The sequence below is a fragment of the Paragemmobacter kunshanensis genome (assembly GCF_011059185.1).
GTDB classification, from domain to species: Bacteria; Pseudomonadota; Alphaproteobacteria; order Rhodobacterales; family Rhodobacteraceae; genus Paragemmobacter; species Paragemmobacter kunshanensis.
Genome location: NZ_JAALFE010000039.1, coordinates 1 through 17,634, shown reverse-complemented (window position 1 = coordinate 17,634; position 17,634 = coordinate 1). Strand labels below are relative to the sequence as shown.

21 protein-coding genes and 1 pseudogene are annotated in these 17,634 nt (G+C 66.8%); 4 read left to right on the top strand and 18 right to left on the bottom strand.

The window, feature by feature from the left end:
- From G5V65_RS20460 to G5V65_RS20440, 5 genes are all read right to left on the bottom strand, one after another.
- The coding region (locus tag G5V65_RS20460) for a hypothetical protein (protein WP_165054129.1) at positions 1-737 on the bottom strand (737 nt) is incomplete at its 3' end.
- Entirely contained in the window at positions 730-3,171 is a 2,442-nt protein-coding gene (locus tag G5V65_RS20455; RefSeq protein ID WP_165054127.1) for a phage tail tape measure protein, read from the bottom strand. The genes G5V65_RS20460 and G5V65_RS20455, both read right to left, overlap by 8 nt.
- A complete protein-coding gene (locus G5V65_RS20450) occupies positions 3,164-3,343 on the bottom strand; it encodes a DUF7697 family protein (RefSeq protein WP_165054126.1) in 180 nt (59 codons plus the stop codon). The genes G5V65_RS20455 and G5V65_RS20450 overlap by 8 nt, the downstream gene beginning before the upstream one ends.
- A 50-nt stretch (positions 3,344-3,393) precedes the next feature.
- Positions 3,394-3,831, bottom strand: a complete 438-nt coding sequence (locus G5V65_RS20445) for a hypothetical protein (protein WP_165054123.1) — start codon at positions 3,829-3,831, stop codon at positions 3,394-3,396.
- A gap of 2 nt (positions 3,832-3,833) precedes the next feature.
- Positions 3,834-4,778, bottom strand: coding sequence for a phage tail tube protein (locus G5V65_RS20440; protein ID WP_165054120.1), 945 nt, complete (start codon positions 4,776-4,778; stop codon positions 3,834-3,836).
- Positions 4,779-4,875: 97 nt separating this feature from the next.
- Between G5V65_RS20440 and G5V65_RS20435 the strand changes: the two genes are divergently transcribed.
- On the top strand, positions 4,876-5,763 hold the full coding sequence (locus tag G5V65_RS20435; RefSeq protein WP_165054117.1) for a GIY-YIG nuclease family protein: 888 nt from the start codon (positions 4,876-4,878) through the stop codon (positions 5,761-5,763).
- On the opposite strand, the gene G5V65_RS20430 is transcribed toward G5V65_RS20435, so the two are convergent.
- Entirely contained in the window at positions 5,764-6,183 is a 420-nt protein-coding gene (locus G5V65_RS20430) for an acyl-CoA transferase (RefSeq protein WP_161763464.1), read from the bottom strand.
- A 138-nt stretch (positions 6,184-6,321) separates the two neighbouring features.
- Here G5V65_RS20430 and G5V65_RS20425 point away from each other — a divergent pair, with 138 nt between their 5' ends.
- Positions 6,322-6,939 carry a DUF2971 domain-containing protein gene (locus G5V65_RS20425; RefSeq protein WP_143710362.1) on the top strand — a complete coding sequence of 206 codons (618 nt, stop codon included), beginning with the start codon at positions 6,322-6,324 and terminating at the stop codon, positions 6,937-6,939.
- Positions 6,940-6,951: 12 nt separating this feature from the next.
- Here G5V65_RS20425 and G5V65_RS20420 read toward each other — a convergent pair whose 3' ends face one another.
- The 8 genes from G5V65_RS20420 to G5V65_RS20385 all read right to left on the bottom strand — a co-directional run bounded on the left by G5V65_RS20420 (position 6,952) and on the right by G5V65_RS20385 (position 14,592).
- Positions 6,952-7,587 (bottom strand): DUF6441 family protein, encoded by a 636-nt coding sequence (locus G5V65_RS20420; RefSeq protein ID WP_165054114.1) that lies wholly within the window; start codon positions 7,585-7,587, stop codon positions 6,952-6,954.
- 5 nt (positions 7,588-7,592) lie between these two features.
- Positions 7,593-7,904: a head-tail joining protein gene (locus tag G5V65_RS20415; RefSeq protein ID WP_165054112.1), complete on the bottom strand. Its 312-nt coding sequence runs from the start codon at positions 7,902-7,904 to the stop codon at positions 7,593-7,595.
- Positions 7,904-8,239, bottom strand: coding sequence for a DUF2190 family protein (locus G5V65_RS20410; RefSeq protein ID WP_165054110.1), 336 nt, complete (start codon positions 8,237-8,239; stop codon positions 7,904-7,906). Before G5V65_RS20410 ends, G5V65_RS20415 begins: the two co-directional genes overlap by 1 nt.
- A gap of 80 nt (positions 8,240-8,319) precedes the next feature.
- Positions 8,320-10,353: a prohead protease/major capsid protein fusion protein gene (locus G5V65_RS20405; protein ID WP_241250681.1), complete on the bottom strand. Its 2,034-nt coding sequence runs from the start codon at positions 10,351-10,353 to the stop codon at positions 8,320-8,322.
- Positions 10,354-10,357: 4 nt separating this feature from the next.
- Positions 10,358-11,854 carry a phage portal protein gene (locus tag G5V65_RS20400; protein WP_241250680.1) on the bottom strand — a complete coding sequence of 499 codons (1,497 nt, stop codon included), beginning with the start codon at positions 11,852-11,854 and terminating at the stop codon, positions 10,358-10,360.
- A 14-nt stretch (positions 11,855-11,868) separates the two neighbouring features.
- The gene (locus G5V65_RS20395) at positions 11,869-12,078 is read right to left on the bottom strand and encodes a phage head-tail joining protein (protein ID WP_165054106.1); all 210 of its coding nucleotides are present in this window, start codon (positions 12,076-12,078) and stop codon (positions 11,869-11,871) included.
- 2 nt (positions 12,079-12,080) lie between these two features.
- The gene (locus G5V65_RS20390) at positions 12,081-14,084 is read right to left on the bottom strand and encodes a phage terminase large subunit family protein (protein WP_165054105.1); all 2,004 of its coding nucleotides are present in this window, start codon (positions 14,082-14,084) and stop codon (positions 12,081-12,083) included.
- Positions 14,032-14,592 (bottom strand): hypothetical protein, encoded by a 561-nt coding sequence (locus G5V65_RS20385; protein WP_165054103.1) that lies wholly within the window; start codon positions 14,590-14,592, stop codon positions 14,032-14,034. The genes G5V65_RS20390 and G5V65_RS20385 overlap by 53 nt, the downstream gene beginning before the upstream one ends.
- 111 nt (positions 14,593-14,703) lie before the next feature.
- Here G5V65_RS20385 and G5V65_RS20380 point away from each other — a divergent pair, with 111 nt between their 5' ends.
- Both G5V65_RS20380 and G5V65_RS20375 read left to right on the top strand, forming a co-directional pair.
- The gene (locus G5V65_RS20380; RefSeq protein ID WP_165054101.1) at positions 14,704-14,928 is read left to right on the top strand and encodes a hypothetical protein; all 225 of its coding nucleotides are present in this window, start codon (positions 14,704-14,706) and stop codon (positions 14,926-14,928) included.
- A 90-nt stretch (positions 14,929-15,018) separates the two neighbouring features.
- Positions 15,019-15,585: a DUF3489 domain-containing protein gene (locus tag G5V65_RS20375; RefSeq protein WP_165054099.1), complete on the top strand. Its 567-nt coding sequence runs from the start codon at positions 15,019-15,021 to the stop codon at positions 15,583-15,585.
- A 25-nt stretch (positions 15,586-15,610) separates the two neighbouring features.
- On the opposite strand, the gene G5V65_RS20370 is transcribed toward G5V65_RS20375, so the two are convergent.
- From G5V65_RS20370 to G5V65_RS22540, 4 genes and pseudogenes are all read right to left on the bottom strand, one after another.
- Positions 15,611-16,324 carry a DCL family protein gene (locus tag G5V65_RS20370; protein WP_343162877.1) on the bottom strand — a complete coding sequence of 238 codons (714 nt, stop codon included), beginning with the start codon at positions 16,322-16,324 and terminating at the stop codon, positions 15,611-15,613.
- A gap of 53 nt (positions 16,325-16,377) precedes the next feature.
- Positions 16,378-16,620 carry a DUF7220 family protein gene (locus G5V65_RS20365; RefSeq protein ID WP_165054097.1) on the bottom strand — a complete coding sequence of 81 codons (243 nt, stop codon included), beginning with the start codon at positions 16,618-16,620 and terminating at the stop codon, positions 16,378-16,380.
- Positions 16,617-17,015, bottom strand: coding sequence for a hypothetical protein (locus G5V65_RS22545; protein ID WP_241250682.1), 399 nt, complete (start codon positions 17,013-17,015; stop codon positions 16,617-16,619). Before G5V65_RS22545 ends, G5V65_RS20365 begins: the two co-directional genes overlap by 4 nt.
- 205 nt (positions 17,016-17,220) lie before the next feature.
- Positions 17,221-17,550: pseudogene (locus G5V65_RS22540) on the bottom strand (DNA cytosine methyltransferase); the annotation flags it as partial.
- Positions 17,551-17,634: the final 84 nt, after the last annotated feature.

Here is a 17,634-nt window from a genome sequence, read left to right as displayed (position 1 = left end):
CCCCTCTCGAGCAGATCCCGCAACGGTTCCACCACGACGGGCCCGAAGCCGTTGTCGACGTATTCGACGGCGCGGCGTAGGCTGGCGGTGATCGGCGAACGGGTCAGGCTCGGGTCGGTCTGGACCAGGCGCCCAAGATAAGTCGGCATGACCGACGCGGTAAGATCCGGTGCATCGCGCAGCAGGAAGGTGGCGGTGATCATGCCGTCACTCTGGCGGCGACGGGCAATCTCGACGGGGGCCGACAGAACTCCTACCCGCACCGGCGCGATGCTCACGCGCTGAGCCGCCACGGTCACGGCGGGCAGCTGCGCACTCAGCGGTTCCACCAGGATCAGCCGATCCGCCTCGATATCGGCGATCTCCGCGAGAGATGCCTCGTGGGCATCCACCGCGATAGCCACAGCATCCCCCGCCCGGAAATCCGCCACGCCCGTATCGACGGCAATCTCCGACGCCCCCTGCGCCACATCTGCCGACGGCTGCACTGCCATGTGCCAGAGCGGCACCCGCCATTCGTCGACAAACCCCGCCCGCGCCAGTTCCGCTGCTCGCGCCATGCCCAGCGCGTCGCAGCGATTCTGGAAGGTCACGATCTCGCGCGGACGGGTCCGCAGTGCGATACGCTGTTCGCCCGCCTGGGACTGCAGCACATCCGTGCGCCATTCCAGCACCTCGGTGATCTCCTGCGTCGCTGGAAATGGCCAGAGCGGCGGCCGGCCATCCGGCTCAGGCATTGATGGCACCCCGATTGCGGCGGATCACGTTCAGGATCGCCCGTTCACCGGAGGGCGTGGCGAGATAGTCGCCGACGACTGACGGGTCGAGCACGTTGATGATGCGGGTCGACATGGAGGCGGCCGAGGCTGCGCCATCGCCGTTCATCTCGACGCCAAGCCTGCCCCCCTTGCCGCGGCGCAGGGGCAGAATGGCCTCCGGCCCGGCCTCACCCATGAGCCCAACGCCCTTGGCGAAGGGAAACACCGTCGGCCGGTTCACGACGCCACCCCGCGCGAAGGCGGTCAGTTCCGCGCCACCCGCAAAGACCCCGCCTTTGGCAAAGCCGAAGAGGCTTCCGAAGAACCCGCCACCGCCCGAGAAGGCGTTGATCAGCGCGTTCTCGATGGGTTTGAAGGCCAGATCGATCAGTCGGGTGGCGAGGTTCTGCGCGATCCGCGAAATCGCCCCCGCGAAGGTCTCCCAGGTGAACTCCCCCGAGGTGAGGGCCTCCTTGATCGGGCCGGTGATGTCCTGCGCGAGGCCCTGGGCGATCTCGCGCGACTTCTCCTGCGCCTTGCGAACAGCATCGGCCGTGGCCTCCCAGGCATTCCTTGCCGCGTCAGCCCCTTCGCGTAGCGCGTTGCCTGCGCCGCGCCCCGAACTGCCTGCGGCTTCTGCGGCCTCCCCAGCCCCCTGCAGGGCAGTGCCGAGGCCCGTCGCGGCAGTGCGTGCGTCCTCGAGCCCTGCTGCAGCATCAGTGCCGGATGCCAAAACGGCATCCCGCAGCGCGGCCACGGATTGCAGGGGCGCGGTCGCGGCCGTTGCCACTTCGCCCATCATGCCGCGCAGACGTGCAGCTTCGCCCCGCGCCGCCTCGGCTGCAGCGGTCAGGCCGAGATCGGGCGGAGCGATGGGATCGCTGCTGAAGGCCGCCTCGAAGGCCGCCCGCGCCTCCGCCCCGGCATTTGCCGCAGCCCCCTCAAACGGGTTCTCGATCCCGCCAAGCTCGATGGTGCCGATCAGAGGTACCCGCTTCTCGATGCCCAGCACATCGAGACCGGCATTGATGCCTTCTAGGAAGCCGTCGATCCGTGCCGCCACGCCGTTCAGCATGGCCTCGACCCCGCCGATCAGCGCATTGGCCGCGCCATAGGCGAACTCGCCGATGGTGGCAGGCAGGGCTGACCAGAGCACTTTCACCGCCTCCATCGCCCCCTGAAACGTGTTCAGCGTCGCGTTCCCGAAGCCCACCACCGCCTCGAGCCCGGTCTGCAAGGCGGCGGTGATGCCCGCGCTGATCTCGGCCCAGCCCGCCAGGATCGAGAGGCCCAGCGCCACCATGCCGAGCTTCATGCGGTCCCAGACCTCCCGGGCCACGTCGCCCAGAAGGCCCAGTGCGGCCCCGACGCTGCCCGTGCCTTGCACCAGCCGTCCGAACTGGAAGATGAGCTCGCCCGCGCCCACGATCAGCGCCCCGATGCCGGTGCGGATCAGCGCACCGCGCAGGACGACGAGCGCCGTCGCCAGCCCGCGGACGGAAAGTGCTGCGGCGGCCAGCCCCGCGACCCAGCGCCCGGCCATGACGGCGGCGAAGGTCGTGGCATAGGTGGCGAGGCGGCCGAGATTGTCGAAGAGCGCCGTGATCGCGATCCCGACAGGACCGGTGGCGCGTGCCATATCGGCGAGCGCATTGGCCACCGCCTCGAGCGCTGGAGCGACCGCTGCCGTCAACCGATTGGTCAGCCCGACGCCGATCAGGCTGAGCCGGGCCAGCGCGTCGCCGGTTCGTTCGATCTGTGCCGCATCACTCGCGCTGACCGCCACCCCGAAATCCCGCACGTCCTGCGCGGCCTCGCGCAGAGTGGCCGGATCAATGCGGAGAAAGGCCAACGCCGCCCTGTCGCCGAAGAGATCGGAGGCCACGGCCGCTTGCTCGGCCTCGGGCACGAGGCTGGTCAGGGCTTCCTGAATGGCAACGATGCGTTGATCGAGTGGCATCGCCTGCAGCCCCGCAACCGTCAGGTTCAGCCGCTCCAGCGCCCCCACGGCCGAGCCTGATCCGGTTGCGGCTTCCGAGAGCCGAGTGGTCAGCTTCTTTGTAGCCTGCTCGATCTCGCCCATCGAGACGCCCGCCAGTTCCCCGGCCCATGTCAGGGTCTGGACGCTCTCGACGGTCGTCTGCATGGATTGCGCCAGCTTCGCCTGTGCGTCGATCGTCTGCAGCCCGGAGCGGATCATCGCGACGCCCGCCGCCCCGGCCGCGGCCGTCAGGGCGGCCATCGCGATCCCGGCGCGCCGCGCAAACGCAGCGAGCCGTGTGTTTGCGGCCTCCATCTCGCGCGACAGGCGGCCGAAGCCCCGCGTCCCGGCCTCGCCGATCCCTTCCAGCTCGGCGCGCACCTGGCGGCCGCCGACGGCCGCGAGGCGCACATAGACCCGTTTCTCAGCCATCGCTGCGACCTTCTCTCTCTTCGTTCAGCTTGCGGACCATCACGGCCTCGATGACCGGCAGCAGTTCGACGACGGCGCGCGGGGAAATGCCCATGGCGGCGGCCATGGCCAGCGCTGCCGTCATGTCCCAGCCGAGAACGGCGCCGGGGATGGCGCGGATCTGGCCGCCCATGCGCTGCGCCAGATCCCAGACCTGCCAGCCCTCATGGCTCAGCGGCGCGTTCAGGATTTGCGGGCAGTCCGGGCAGCGCCCTTCGCAGGCCTGGCAGTAGCCGTCGCCCCCGCCGAAGACCCAATCGGCGAGGGCGGTGAGACGTTTTTTTCCGCCTCGAGCTCCAAACCCTTGGCGACGTAAGCCGTCTGAAACTTCTCGAAGATCGGCCAGAGGTCGAGGAGCGCGTCGATGGCCTCGGGGCTGACCGGGATCGGGGCGCCGTCCTCATCACCGACACCCTCCCAATCGACGATGGCGCGGGTGGCGATGGCCTTGGCAAAGATCACCGCGATGCTGTCGTCGGGCGTGCCGGGGGCGATGGCGCGCACGGCCGGATCTGAGCGGGCGGCGACCATGATAGCCGTGGTCAGGGGTTCGACCTTCACGCGCACTCCCAGCGCAAGGTCGAGCCAGCAAGCTTCACGGGCGAGGTTCAGGCGCAGCATGATCAGTACTCCTCGAGGTCGTTGACGAGCGTGGCGGTGCACATCCGCCCCAGCGTGGCGTCGCGCGCGGCCTGCCAGTCGAAGGTGGCCTGGATGCCCTGCGGCCCCGGAATCTCGATCCGGGGACGCGGCAAATAGACGGCATGCGCCGTGAAGCTGAAGCTCTCACCCGAGGGCAGATTGTAGGAGAAGGTCAGCGCGCAGGGATCACTTGCGATGGCCTGGTTCACTAGGATCTGATCGGCGAACCGCACCTCGATCTTGCCGGTCAGCGCGGCAATGGAGGGATCCGCCCCGTCGATGCGGCCGTCCGAGCGGATGGTCTCCACCCGGTCGAGATTGTTGGCATAGGTGATCTCGGCCGAGATGATGTTGCCGAGCGGCTGGCCGTTGCGCGTGATCGCCCCGTTGAAATGCCCGAAGCGCTGGAGGTCGAGGTCGGCCAGTGTGCCCGCGGCGGAGGTGCTCGCGATGGCCTCGCCCTGCGCCACGAGGCTCGCGGTCGCGGTCAGCAGGCCGGATCGCTGCATCTGCCAACTCAGGCTGTCGAGGACGCAGCCCGAGTACATCGCATAACGCGGCACCTCCGGCATGCCGGTCTCGATGGACATCGACGGCAAGGACCAGGCACCGGAGCGGAACTCATGCGTGAAGGGGCCCGGCGCCGCGCCCGTCGTCACGGGCGACCCGAAGGCCGCCTTCAGCCAGAAGCCAAAGGCCGCGGCATCGATCGGGACGACCACGTTGCCGTCGGCTGTCACCGCATCCTTGATAGGTGCCAGCGGGTCGCGGCCATATCCCAGGAGTTCGCTGTTCAGGAGCGGCTGCTCCGATCCCAGCGTGGTGCTGGCGAACGGCATCTTCGTGAACCCGCTCGCGGGTGGAGTGCCATAGGTGGTCTCGAACGCAAGCGCCATCTGCGCCCGCGCGCCTTGCGCACGTGCCATGGAGGTCTCCCTAGATATGAGCGGTTGGAAAGCCGCGTTGTTTCAGCGAATTGGTCCCGTTAGGCTTGGGCGCGAGCCAGGATCGGAAAGCGGGGCCATGGATTTCAAAGACATTTTGCGGATTGCTGGCATCGATCCCGATTTGAGGGACAACGTCGTTCTCATTCGACATCGCCCGTTTGAGCCGCAGCTCGCCAGAGTCATGCCGTGGCTCATCAGTGAACGCCCTGAGCTCTTCGAGACCTACCAGTCGGTTCCCGGGCGACCGGAGACGGCGCTCCGCCGCGCCCACTACATGGCCAGCTTCCTAGGCCTTCGCCCTGGCACGGCACATTTCGTGGGCCTGTACCGCATTAGCGAAAGCCGCGACGTCGACCTCAATGGTTTCTGGACCATTCCCGAGAACCAGTCCCTGCGCGGTTTTGGTTATGAAGGCTTCACTGAGCAATATGCAGCGGAGGTCGGGACCGTTCGGCAGTTCTCCTTTGAGCCTTTGGAGACATATGCAAACTGGCGGGGAAAGCTGGTCATCGAATTCCCACCGCCGGAACGCTCCTGGTTCCGTCTCGTGGACCGCAACAACTTTCCGGTTCGCGCCATTCTTGAAGAAAGCGCCTTCTCCTCCCCCCCGCCGGATTGGCACGAGATCGATCTGAACGTCGCGCAGCTTGCAGTGCTACCTAAGAGCTGGCGTGCCCGTCTGTCGGAGTGGCGCGGCATCTATCTCATCTTCGACGAGCGGGATGGAAGATCCTATGTTGGCTCGGCCTACGGTCGGGACAACCTGCTCGGCCGCTGGTTGACCTACGCGCGCGACGGACACGGCGGCAACCGCGAACTTCGAGAGAGGGACGCGCGGAGCTTTCGCTTCACAATCCTTGAACGGCTCGCACCGGACCTGCCCGCGGAGGAGGTGATCGCCCGAGAGAACAGCTGGAAGTCGCGCCTGCATACGCGGGCACCCTTCGGGCTGAATGCGAACTGATCATGCGAGCGGATCGGCTGTGGAGTAATGCAATACGACCGGGATCACCGCCGCCTTCAGGCTGGCGGCACCTTCCACCGGCAGATCGACCGGGCGCGGCGCCATCGCCTCAATCCAGTCGCAGAGCCCGCCCAGTGTGCGGTCGGCGGCAATCACCGCACCGACATGAGCGCAAAGGGTGTCAAACGCGGCGTCACGGGTGGCCCCTTGCACGACCGCCTCGATCTCGGCCCGGTGCTGGTAGTGATAGCGCAGCGGCGAGAGTGTGACCTCGGGCTCCCCCGGCTCGCCGTCGCGCAGGATCAGCAGGCCCCCGGCTGGCACGCGCTCGGGCAGCACCTCACCGCGCAGGGCGGTGGCAGGCAGCGCCAAAAGCCGCGCGTGCAGCGCTGCGAGGATGATTTCGCGGGGGGTCGGCATTCGTCCTATCCACGAGCACAGCCACTGAGGATATGCTTTACCTTCACTGCGATGCTGCGCTTAATGCATCTGATTTGCGGGGTTTTGACGAGGGCGCCCGAGAAAATGACAAGCACGACATTTCGGCGCTACACGAACTTGGCCGCTGCCATCCATCTTCTGCAGCAACGAAAGATCACGCTTCTTGACCCGTCAACTTGGGATGACAGGAATGACGCGTTCTTCATGTCAGAGTACAAGCGGCGCACGAATGCTGCTTCTGTCTTGGCTCTCTGTTTCGCTGAAAGCCACGAAACCTACCACCACTGGCGGGTTTTTTCTCACGGCTCAGACGGCGTGTGCATCGAGTTCGACAAGGAAGGACTTCTGGAAGCATTCAACCAAGATCCGGGCACTCGGCATGGCACTATGAATTACACCCTTTTGAAGGAGGCGAAAAAGATGGCTGACATCGATGTCGAGCAGCTTCCCTTCCTGAAAAGGTGGCCCTATGGCGATGAAGCAGAGTACCGCGTCGTCCACGTAGACCCGCACAATTCAAAGCCATTTCATGACGTGCCAATCAGCTTGAGCCATGTAAGGCGTGTCACTTTGGGCCCTTGGTTGGCGAATGCGCTTTCCGAGTCTGTTAAGAAGACCCTGAAGTCGATCGACGGCTGTTCTAATTTGAAGATCTACAGGTCGACATTGATAGACAACCAGGAATGGAAGAAACTGGCTGGGCGGGCCGCACCCATCCTGCCTGATCACCGCTGATCGCTCTAGTATCTAACGAACTCCCAAGTCGCCGACCCAGTTCGCCACGATCAGCCCCGGCAACGCGTCATGCGCCCGCTCTGCATCCCGCGCGAGGTCGAGGCGCTTAGGCAACTTGACCTGCGGCACCAGCAGGAAGATCGGCGCGGTCACGAGGCCCCGGCCGGTTTTCGACCGTGACGCTAAGGCGCGGCCCTTCGTGTTCAGCCGCCCCTCGGCTACCAGCAGGCTCGGGCCCCTGCGGCGATAGATGAACCGCAGGCGCAACCCCGTGCGGCGTTGCCACTCGCCAGGGCTGATCCAACCGCCACGGGCGGACTTTCCAGCGGCAGCGGTCGGGATCGCCAGCCAGAAGCCGTTCTTCGAGCGGATCAACGGGCCGCTGTCGTGGGCGCCGACGATGACCGGGGCGTTGGACCAGACCACGGACGCTGCGTTGAGGCTGGGCGTGGCCTTGGGGAACTGCTCGGAGCGGATGGTGCGGGCGAGCCGGGCCCCGAGCCCTGCGCCGGTGATCTGCAGCCGCCAGGCGGCCTTCAGCCCGGTCCCGGCCTCGCGGATCGCGGCCGACACGGCCCGCTCGCCCGCCGCGACCTCGGCCGCCATCATCGCGACGATGTCGGGATCGATGTCGAGCTTGAGCTTCATCGCGGTCACGCCGGGCGAAGGTCGACGGTCCAGACCAGCCGCTCGCGGTCGCGGACGGGCTCGCCTTGGATGACGAAGGCGTCACCGTCGATCTCGATGCGGTCGCCGGGGCGCGGGGCTTGCACCTCGGCCACACGCAGGTCGATCCGCGTTGTTTCCGACCAGAGCCGGGCATCGCCGAAGTCTGTGATGGCATCGGCACGCCGGGCGACGACGCGCACCAGAACCGGCGCGCCGCCATCGGCGATGTAGACCGCGTCCCGACCGATGTTCGGGTCGGCGAAGAGCGCACTGAGCGCGGCGGCAAAGGCGCTCATCAGAAGGCCCCGTTCAGCCGCACCCGGCCGATGGTGTCGCCTGCGCCACCCGCCACCGCGACCACGGCCACGCCGATCAGGGTGTTCGAGGTGGTGGTTTTGGTCACTTCCTTGGCGGTGTTGTCCCAATAGACCTTGTCGCCTGCCGCCCAGGCTTGCGATGCGACCTTCTTCAGATCGTAGACGCCGGTGAGCACGGCCTCGACTGCTTCCCCAAGGGCGGCGGTGCCAGCGGCAACGCCGAAGATGGCACCGACGAGCAGGCCGTCGCCGGAGGTGACAGCATAGGGCGCGGTCAGGGTGATGGTGTTGCCCGGTTGGACGTAGTTTTTCATGGGGGTGATCCTCGTGGAAAGACGAAGGGCGGCCCGTCAGGACCGCCCGTGTGTCAGTGTTCAGCATGTCAGCGCGCTGTTTATGCGCCGGGGTTCTTGTAGAGGCCGCGCCAGTCGATGGCCTTGGCGCCGAAGTCGAGACGGCACTTGATCTCGACCCCGTCGACGTCGAAGCCGTTGCGGGTCTCGATGTAGGCGCCCTGCTGGCCCTCGAGATAGGCGTATTCGATGGTGTCGATCTGGTTCGGACTCGCCGCCAGATACCAGGAGGTGGCGCTGGCGGCATCGAGACGCGGCTCGCTGATGGGCGAGAGCGTCCGGATCGACTGCGGCACCACCTTGGCGCTGTCGGCGGGGACGAGGTTCTGGGCCACCAACTGCTCGGCCTTCAGTTCGAGGGCCGCAGGGACGATGAGGAAGGCGGGGCGGATGTTCAGCACCGTCTTCTTGTCGAGGCCCGTCTGCAGCGCCATAGCCGCGCGGGCCGCCCCGACACTGGCCACGTCCAGCGCAGCGCCCGTTGCGGCGAGGTTCTTGTGCGTGGTGTGGAACAGCGCATTGCCGTCGGCCATTGCCGGGTTCGCGGTGATGATGCCCCAGACGACGTCCGATTCCAGCTGCGCGATGGAGTTGCCGTACATCGCCGGGATGCGCGTGAAGGCATCGAGGTCGTCGTTGATCAGCACCTGCCGGGTGATGGCCACGACCCGGCCATAGGTCTTGACCTTGTAGCTCTCCTTGCTCTCCCCGAGGGTCCCGCGCTTGAACTCGCCGCTTTCGCCCACCTCCAGCAGTTGCGGCGCCTCGCCCAGTTGGACCCGGTGCATCGACTTGAAGTCGGTGGCCAGCACCTGGCGGCAGAAGAGCGCGAAGGTCCGGGGATAGGCGTCATAGGCCTGACGCAGGGTCTTGTTGGTGACGGCCGAGAGGATCTCGGGGAAGTCCGAGGTCGAGTGCAGGGCCCGCGTCGCCACCTCGTCGCGGGAAAGCCCCCGCGTGTTCACCCCCGCATTGCCGAGGCTTTCGCGGGCCAGTTCCAGCAGCGTCATGCCGCGATACTGGCGGGCGGCATCCTCCAGCGGGAACAGCGTCGGGCTGTAGCGGTGCAGGAGCGCGTTCGCCACCGCGTCGCGGCGCGTGATCCGCTCGTCACGCCCGCCGAGGGGGACCGAGACATGCGGGAAGGTGCGGGTCTCGTCGGATTTCGCGGCGACTTGGTCGAGGATGAGGCGGCGGGATTCGTCCACGCTGACGCCGCGCCTGACCAGATCCTCGGCGAAGCTGCGCTCGAGGTTCAAGCGGCCGGTCAGATCGTAGATGGTGGAGACGCGGTCACGCTCGGCCTCGCGGGCGCGGGTGGCGATGGCCTCCGTATCGGGCGCAGGTGCCGGTGCCGGCATGCGCGCGGCCATCGGTTCGGGGTTCTCCGGGGCCGCGACGGGCTGCTGGCGGGTCTCATGGCTGGCGGGGACATCCCCGGCCACGGTGGTCGTGCTCTCAGGCATGGATGCCTCCTTTTGCATGCGGGTGTCGACGATCTCGACGGGATAGCTGGCCTGATCGGCCGCGCGGACCTGCGCGCGGGGATCGGCGGGGACGGTCACGAAGCTGACCTCGAGTGGGGTCCAGCGCTCGACGATGCGCTGCTCGACCTCGCCCTTCGCGGCGGGCTCGACCACCTTCACCCGCTCGATGGAATAGCCGACCGAGACGTTGCGGATGATGCCGTCGCTGATCAGGCCGAACATGCGGTCGGCAGCCTGGTCGAGCCCCTCGCGCGGGAAGCGGATGGTGGCCTTGCCCTCCTTGCCCTCGATCCAGGCGCGTTCGACGACGCCCACCTGCGAATGCGAAGACCAGACCGAATGGCTGTCGAGTGCCGGGGCCCCGGCGTTGAGGCGCGTCAGGTCCACCGCGCGGTCGCTGACCTCGAGGATTTCATCGAAGGGCACGGAGGTGTCCCAGCCGGTCCACCGTCGCCGCCGGACGGCCGCGCCGGTGGTGAAGACGACGTCGACGGAGCGCGCCTCGGTGTTGACGGTGGCGGGCAGGATGGGCGCGCGCCGCAGCTGCATCGGCAAGGCAGCCGGCGCCGCCATGATCGTATCGGGCATGGCCCTATTCCTTCTCGGTTTCAGATGAGGGGGCGGCCGGTTCCGTGGCCGGATCGCCCGCCTGCGCGCTGCCAGTCTTGGTGACGCGGCGCGGGTCGCTGTCGAGCACGAGGCCGAGGGCATCGAGCTTGGCGTTGGTCGCGGCGATTTCTGCCAGCACCGCATCCGGGTTGTGGCCCTGCCGGGCGATGGCCTGTGCCAGCGTCATGGTCCCTGTCCGGATCGCCAACAAATCGGCCATCGCGTCCTTGTAGGGATCGACGGCATCGAACTTCGGCGGCGACCATTCGACCGGGACATCCGGCGTCGGGATCTGGCCCGCCGCCCACGCGGCCTCGGTGAACCAGCGCCACACCGGCGCGCAGAGCATCGGGATGAAGAGCTGCCACTGGACGGCATCGATCATGCGGCGGAACTCGACGAGCCCGGCTCGGATCGAGGAATAGTTGACCTGACTGAGATCGCCGGTCAGCAGCTCGTAGGGCACGCGGAACCCGGCCGAGATCGTGTGCAGGCTGGCCCGCTTGTATTCGCCGTAGCCGCCGGTGGCGGCGGGCTGGTTGAACCGGATGTCCTTGCCGCCGCGGGCGTAGGCGATCAGCCCCGGCTCGAACTGCTCGACCCGGTTGCCATCCGCATCGACCACGGAGGGCGCAATGCCCTGCTGCGCTTCGTCGTCGCCGAAGACGATGGCGGTGACGCAGGCCTCGGTCTTCTTGCGGACCAGTTCTGCCACCTCGTAATCGACGAGATCGCGCAAGCTGCGGATTACCGGCGCGCCCCAGGGAACCCCGCGCGCCTGCGTGCGCTGCTTCTCGTAGATGTGGGCGATCTCGGTCGCGGGCACCGGACGGCTCTGCAACCCGTTCTGCAAGGCCCCATAAGCGTCGCCAGGGTGCTCGGCATGCAGCCAATAGGCCCGGCGCTTGCCGACCGGATCGAATTCGATCCCCTGCACCAGCCGGGCACCGCCAAGGACGCCGGATTTCGTGGCGTCGAGGAAGTCGGCCTCCAGCAACTGCAATTGCAGCGGCACCGGAAGACCGTCTGAGGATCGCCGCAGACGGCGACGCACAAGGACTTCGCCCGCCTCGACCATCTCGCGGCAGATCAGCGTCTGAAGCCCATAGAAATCCAGCTGGCCGTCGGCATCGCACTCCGCTGTCCAGCGAGCGAACAGCGCGTCGACTGTTCGGTCCAGCTTGTCGTCGCCACTGGCGGCGCGCGGCATGATCCCCGCGCCGATGATGTTGTTGACCAGCACCGCGACGGCCTTGGCTGCGTGCGGGTTGTTGCGCACCAGATCGCGCATCCGGTCGCGCAAGAGCGCCCCCGCCACGCTAATTTCAGTGTCGGCCGAGGAGCCCGGCGCGCGCCACCCGTCCGTCCGCCGCCCCTTGGACGCTCCATCATAGCCGCGCGTCAGGGTTTCGAAGGCCTGCCGCGCTATCACGCGGCGGGCCGCCATGCGCGGCGCCACCGTGGCGATTGCGTGGTCCATCCAGTTTGCGGGCATCAGCGATCCCCACGGGAGAAGCCCGCGAGCCCGGCCAACGGCAGCGGCCGCGTCGTCCCGGCGATGGAGCGTTCGATGGTCCGGATGCGGCCCAGCAGATCCTCGGCCGAACCGTAGTCGACGGATTTTCCATCATAGCTGACCCGGGTCGTGCCACTGGCATAGGCCCGGCGCAGGGCCGCCAACTCCGTTTCCGTCCAGTCCGCCATGCTCAAAACCATCCTCCGCGTCGGCCCAGCCAGTCTGACTGCCGTTTCCCCTGGGGTGCGGCTTGCGGCCGGTTGACCCGCCCCGCGCTATCGATTTCCGTTGGGGCCGCCCCGAGCTGATCCTCGAGATCACGCCATTTCTCGTCAGGCCAGCGGTCCGCGCCCGCGATCCAGGCGGCGGCACGGGCATAGACCCGGCAATCCAGCGCCTCGTTGCGCTCGCGGAGCTTCTGCCACTCGAGTTTCGCGAAGCCGCGCTTGGTGCGGACCGTCACCAGTTGCTCGGCCACGACCTGCTTCAGCCACTCGCTTTCCACCCACGTCGGCAGGTGGATCGTGCCGGTCGGAAAGGCCGCGCCCTCGGCGCGTTCTTCCTCAGTCGGACGTGCCAGCCGCAGGAACCGGTAGGTCTCGGCCTTGAAGGTCGACACCGCCACGGTCCAGAGCCGGGCTCCGCGGCGCAGGCGTTTCCCGCCCTCGGTCGCATCGACGAAGGTCGGCCCAGAAACCGGGCTCGAGCGGTTGAACCCCTCGACGCCCTTGACCGGCGACACCTGCGCGAAGCCTTGCGCCCGCGACCAGGCATAGACCGCCGGGGCCTCGTAGCCAGTGTCGATGGCCAGCCGCGCGATGCGCAAATGCGCGCCATGCTCGTGCGGCCAAGACCTGTCCAGCAGCGCAGTCAGTTCCGACCACGCGTCATGCCGATCCGGGCCGCCCTTGATGACAACGTGATCGACGAGCCAGGACTCAAGTCCGCGCCCCCAGGCCCAGACGTCGACCTCGATCCGGTCCTTCTGCACGTCGGCCCCGGCTGTCAGGAACAACCCGCATGCCGGAACGGTCCCTGGTTTCCACGCCTCACGCCGGTCGTAGAGCCTCTGCCAGTCGGGCGCCTCCCCGCTCTCGACCCAGGTTTCGCCTAGGATCGTGTTCCGAAACGCCTTGATCGCCTCATCCGACCCTTGGGCCGCCTCCCAGCCACGAGCGATGCGGGACCAGCTGAGCCAGCCAATGGGCGAATAGAGCGCGGAGAGATGGTAGCCGACCGTCGTCGGATCGGCGGCCGTGGCGGTCGCCCGCCATTCGCCGCCCTCCAGCATCGCCGTCTTGTGGTGTTCCGCGATTGCCGCGTCGCAGCCCTCGCAGTGATATTCCGCCGTCTCCGGCCGCCCCTTCTGCCAGCGCAGCCGGTCGAACTTCAGCCACTGCATTACGCCGCAATGCGGGCACGGCACGAAGAACCGGCGCTGGTCGGACACCTCGTATTCCCGTTCGATCCGGCTCAGACCCCGGATCGTGGGCGTCGAGACCAGGAACACCTTGCGCCGGTGCGCGAAGGTCAGCGACCGCGCTTCCGCCAGCGTCACCGGATCGCCTTCCTCGTCGGCCGAGGCCGGATAGGCGTCGACCTCGTCAAGGAAGATGTAGCGTGCCGGGGTAGACCGCAGCCCCACGGCCGAGTTTGCCCCGGTCATGATCAGGATGCCGCCCGCAAATTCCTTGGACAGCATCGTGTTGCCCGCGTCCCGCGACCGGGCCGGTTTGACCCGCTCCCGCAGGTCAGGGCTTTCGTCGATCAGCGGGTCGATCCGCTGGCGCGAATTGCGCTTGGCCAGTTCCACCGTCGGCTGGACCGCGAGCATCGGGCCCGGCGTATGGTGGATGGCGAACCCGATCCAGTTGTTGCCCGCCTCGGTCGCGCCGACCTGTGCGGCCTTCATGAACACCACCCGCTGCATGGGATCGCCCGGCGACAGCCGATCCATGATCTCGCGCATGTAGGGCGTGCGCCCCGTGCGATACCGCCCGGGTTCGGCCGAGGCACGGCCTGAAAGCATGCGGTGCCGGTCCGCCCATTCCGAGACGGTCAGGTCGGGGTCGGGCCGCAGCCCGCTGCCCCAGGAGCGCAGGATCTCGCTCGCGCCGTCGAAGTCCGTCAGGCCATCATCGTCACCGAAAATCAGGCCGGAGCTCGGCGAGTTCGTCGAGGTGGGCACGGACATGTTTCTCCAGGACCTTCTGCATCGCGGCTGGCTCCACGCCCAGATCGGCCGCCATCAATGCCGCCGCGCGCGCAGGCCAGTTGACCCACGCGTCCCGCACCTCGCGCGCCAGGCGGAACAACAGCGACAGCGCGCGGGCCCGCTCGATCAACTCCCCCTTCAGCTTCTGCAGCCGGATGCGCCGCTCCTGCGCCTTCAGCACCTCGTTCGCGGTCTTGGCCTGCAGGAAGGTCGTCCCGCCGCCGACGGCGGGGACTGCCAGCCCCTGTTCGCGCAGCGTGTCGCCGACGGCGGCCACCGCCACCTCGGGGACAGGCTTCAGCTTCGGCGCGGGCGGTTTCCTCGTCTTCGACGGGTCCGTCGTCTCGGCACGCTTGGCGTCGCTGGCGGCCGCGTTGATGCTGCCGTCGGGATAGAGAACCAGCCGCTCGGCGGTCTTCGCCTTCTGGATCGCGCCCCGCGACAGCCCGACATGCGCAGCGTACTGGCGCTCGCTCATGCCCTGCATTGACGGCTCCGATTATCATTCAGTTTCATGTGCTTATCGAGTTGATAAGCGTCGCGACCGGAGCGAACGTCCCGTCAGAAAGACGATGCAACTCACCACGGAGCCACCCCGATGACCCGCCGCAAGACCGAGAACACCAAGGCCCTTGACGCCTTCATCGCCGCCAAGGCCGAGATCGACGCGATGCTGGAACGCCTCGCCGCCCTCAGCGCCGACCATTTCGAGACCAGCCCCGACGAAATCAACTGGGGCCATGTCGGCACCCTGAACCATTACCGCGCCAAGCTGCGCGAGATCACCGACATGGCCTTCAGGGAAGGCGAACACGCCGAGTGAGACGACCCGCTTCCGGTCCCGCCCGCCGACTAGCGGGCTCGGCCTCGTAGTAGGGCCCGCATGCCGCGCGCCCCAACACGGGAGACGACGATGACCCAGCTTTCCGACATCAAGGTCCTGATCCTGAGCGCAGCCGCGCAGCGTCCCGAGCACATCGCCCTGCCGCTGCCCAACAGCCTGCGCGGCGGGGCCGCCGCGAAGGTGGTAGGCGCGATGATCGCCAAGGGCCTCCTGCAGGAGGTCGACGCCGACCTACGCAAGGGCGAACCCATGTGGCGCGAGACCGGCGAGGGCCACGGCACCACGCTGGTCGCCACCGACGCGGGTCTCGCCGCCATCGGCATCGAGCCCGAAGTCGCGAACAGCGCGCCCACGGGCGCCAACGAACCGCCGGGCCACGCGCCCGCGCCGGATGCCGCCACCGAACCGGAAGCCGCGCCCAAGGCGCGCACGCCGCGCGACGGGACCAAGCAGGCCACGCTGATCGCCATGCTGCGTGCGCCAGACGGCGCGACCATCGAGGAGATCATCGCCGCCACGGGCTGGCAGTCGCACACGGTGCGCGGCGCGATGGCCGGGGCACTGAAGAAGAAGCTCGGACTCGAGGTGACCTCGGAGAAGGTCGAAGGACGCGGGCGGGTCTACCGGATCTCGTGAAAGACCGGGGGCTCAGACGGTCGGGTTAGGTCAGCTTTACCCGGCCGTCCTTGATCCTGTTGCGGGATGACTGTGCAAGGTTGATCGCACTCTTCACGATATCAAGCTTCGCAACTCGCGAGTGATAGCCGCGAAATGCTTCAGCCAAATCCACATCGGTGACTTCTGGCGACACTTGCTCGTCTAGCCCTGATGTAATCGGCACCTGATCGAGACTCATTCCACGCCCTTCAAGGAAGGTTGTGACGATGACTTCGAAGGTCATTGGCGGCCTGTGATCCATGTGCGCTTCGTCCCGCACAATCCTTTCACGTGTCACGGCGCACGAGACTTTGCCGTCCTCACCACGATGATCGGAAAAGAACTTGTCACGGGCAGCATACAGATCGAGCTGAATGACTCGACGAAAAGCCGCCGAAACCTCTTGCTTTCTGCTTGGCGGCCGTTGGGTGATGCAGTGCCTGTAGGAGAAGTCCGTTCCCGTGCCATCAATGCGGACGATCCTGAAGCAGTTCGTCCCGTGCTCTGTTGCCATAACTTCGAAATGATCGACGCCTTTGCCCACCTTCTGCGGGTACTCATCATGGCGCTCAAGCAATGCTGACAAGTCCAGAGCATCATTATCGGAGACCCGGTCGCCTGCTTTGTACCGACCCAACATTTCGCGGAAAAACTCTGTCGCCCTCGACTGGTTGTCGAAGCTGCGGGTCGCGATTTCAACAGGTTTACCTCGGGCCACGATCAACCTCTCTGCTTTGTCGCGACGAAGATAGTAGCTGCCGCAAGCTGGCGTTAGCCCGAGTTATCGAGTGACGGAGGCTTTTTTGTACGAATCGCCTCGAACAACCGCCGCAAGGCGAAGGACCGGGCGATGCTCACCACCGAAAACACCGCGCCCATCTTTAGGTTCTGCGCCAGCGTCGTGTGCAGCCCGAAGATCGGGAAGATCAGGATCTGCGTCATGACCGCGACGCCGTAACCGACGATCACGTTGGCGACGGACTCGACCAGCGACATGAGGCGGGATTGCTTCATGTCGCCGCCTCATCTATCGGCCAGCAGTTCATCTGCCAGAGTTCGCAGCGCATGCGCCGCAACCAGCGGGACCACTCCATTGCCACAGAGGCGAAGCCGGTCCACCCGGTGGGCCAGCCCATCAGCGCCTCGACGAACAGCGGGTTCAAGGTCCGGCGCGCATCGGAGGTATCGTTCCCAGCCATTGGCGTCACCAGGACCTGGCGGCCAAGCAGGCCGTTCACCGGCGTATTCGCCAATGTCGTCGCCCCGTCCTTGTGATCGCGTGCCGTCGGCGTCATCCACAGCCCCGCCGAATGCGTCAGGTCGGCCGACCTGCGGTTCCCCGCGCTCGGCTTGCAGCCATCGTTCGCCATTGGGGTCGGCCAGAGCGCGGCTGTCGTCGCGAGGTTCATGCCGTGCTGCCCCGCTTCCTGCGACGGCGTGGGTTTGGTCTGCCGGTTCTCGTTGGCGCTGGCCCTCGGCGTCGGCCATAGCCGCAGCAAGTCCGTCCGGTTCCCGCCACTCGACCGGGTCCCAGAGCAGGCGCGCGGGGTCGGCCAACTCGTCCCCCTCGCGGATGGCGAGGATGAATAGCCTCTCGCGCTTGTGTGGTGCGCCGACTTCCGCCGCCGTGAAGAGGCCTGCCGCAAGGCGGTAGCCCATGCCGACCAGTCCTCCGGCGACTTCGGGGAAGCCGAGGCGGAGATGATGGGCGACATTTTCGAGGAAGACGAAGTGCGGCTGGACCTCTCCGATGATGCGGGCGACATGCGGCCAGAGGTGGCGCGGGTCGTCCGCGCCCCGGCGCTTGCCTGCGACAGAGAACGGCTGGCATGGATAGCCCGCAGTGATGATGTCCACCGCGCCGCGCCAAGAGCGGCCGTCGAAGGTGGCAACATCGTCCCATACAACAGCCTGATCCAGGGACGCGTCTTCCATCCGCGCCACGAGAGTTGCTGCGGCGAAGGTTTCCCGTTCGACATGGCCCACAGCACGATATCCGGGGATGGCGATGGCGAGCCCGAGATCGAG

Bases quoted from the DNA above. Each gene is read 5' to 3' on its own strand.
- G5V65_RS20390 (WP_165054105.1), bottom strand. From the start codon at position 14,084: ATGTCCGTGCCCACCTCGACGAACTCGCCGAGCTCCGGCCTGATTTTC.
- G5V65_RS20375 (WP_165054099.1), top strand. From the start codon at position 15,019: ATGACCCAGCTTTCCGACATCAAGGTCCTGATCCTGAGCGCAGCCGCG.
- G5V65_RS20445 (WP_165054123.1), bottom strand. From the start codon at position 3,831: ATGCTGCGCCTGAACCTCGCCCGTGAAGCTTGCTGGCTCGACCTTGCG.
- G5V65_RS20450 (WP_165054126.1), bottom strand. From the start codon at position 3,343: ATGGGCGGCCAGATCCGCGCCATCCCCGGCGCCGTTCTCGGCTGGGAC.
- G5V65_RS20415 (WP_165054112.1), bottom strand. From the start codon at position 7,904: ATGAGCGCCTTTGCCGCCGCGCTCAGTGCGCTCTTCGCCGACCCGAAC.
- G5V65_RS20380 (WP_165054101.1), top strand. From the start codon at position 14,704: ATGACCCGCCGCAAGACCGAGAACACCAAGGCCCTTGACGCCTTCATC.
- G5V65_RS20410 (WP_165054110.1), bottom strand. From the start codon at position 8,239: ATGAAAAACTACGTCCAACCGGGCAACACCATCACCCTGACCGCGCCC.
- G5V65_RS20435 (WP_165054117.1), top strand. From the start codon at position 4,876: ATGGATTTCAAAGACATTTTGCGGATTGCTGGCATCGATCCCGATTTG.
- G5V65_RS20385 (WP_165054103.1), bottom strand. From the start codon at position 14,592: ATGCAGGGCATGAGCGAGCGCCAGTACGCTGCGCATGTCGGGCTGTCG.
- G5V65_RS22545 (WP_241250682.1), bottom strand. From the start codon at position 17,015: ATGAACCTCGCGACGACAGCCGCGCTCTGGCCGACCCCAATGGCGAAC.
- G5V65_RS20365 (WP_165054097.1), bottom strand. From the start codon at position 16,620: ATGAAGCAATCCCGCCTCATGTCGCTGGTCGAGTCCGTCGCCAACGTG.
- G5V65_RS20455 (WP_165054127.1), bottom strand. From the start codon at position 3,171: ATGGCTGAGAAACGGGTCTATGTGCGCCTCGCGGCCGTCGGCGGCCGC.
- G5V65_RS20430 (WP_161763464.1), bottom strand. From the start codon at position 6,183: ATGCCGACCCCCCGCGAAATCATCCTCGCAGCGCTGCACGCGCGGCTT.
- G5V65_RS20400 (WP_241250680.1), bottom strand. From the start codon at position 11,854: ATGGACCACGCAATCGCCACGGTGGCGCCGCGCATGGCGGCCCGCCGC.
- G5V65_RS20420 (WP_165054114.1), bottom strand. From the start codon at position 7,587: ATGAAGCTCAAGCTCGACATCGATCCCGACATCGTCGCGATGATGGCG.
- G5V65_RS20440 (WP_165054120.1), bottom strand. From the start codon at position 4,778: ATGGCACGTGCGCAAGGCGCGCGGGCGCAGATGGCGCTTGCGTTCGAG.
- G5V65_RS20395 (WP_165054106.1), bottom strand. From the start codon at position 12,078: ATGGCGGACTGGACGGAAACGGAGTTGGCGGCCCTGCGCCGGGCCTAT.
- G5V65_RS20405 (WP_241250681.1), bottom strand. From the start codon at position 10,353: ATGCCCGATACGATCATGGCGGCGCCGGCTGCCTTGCCGATGCAGCTG.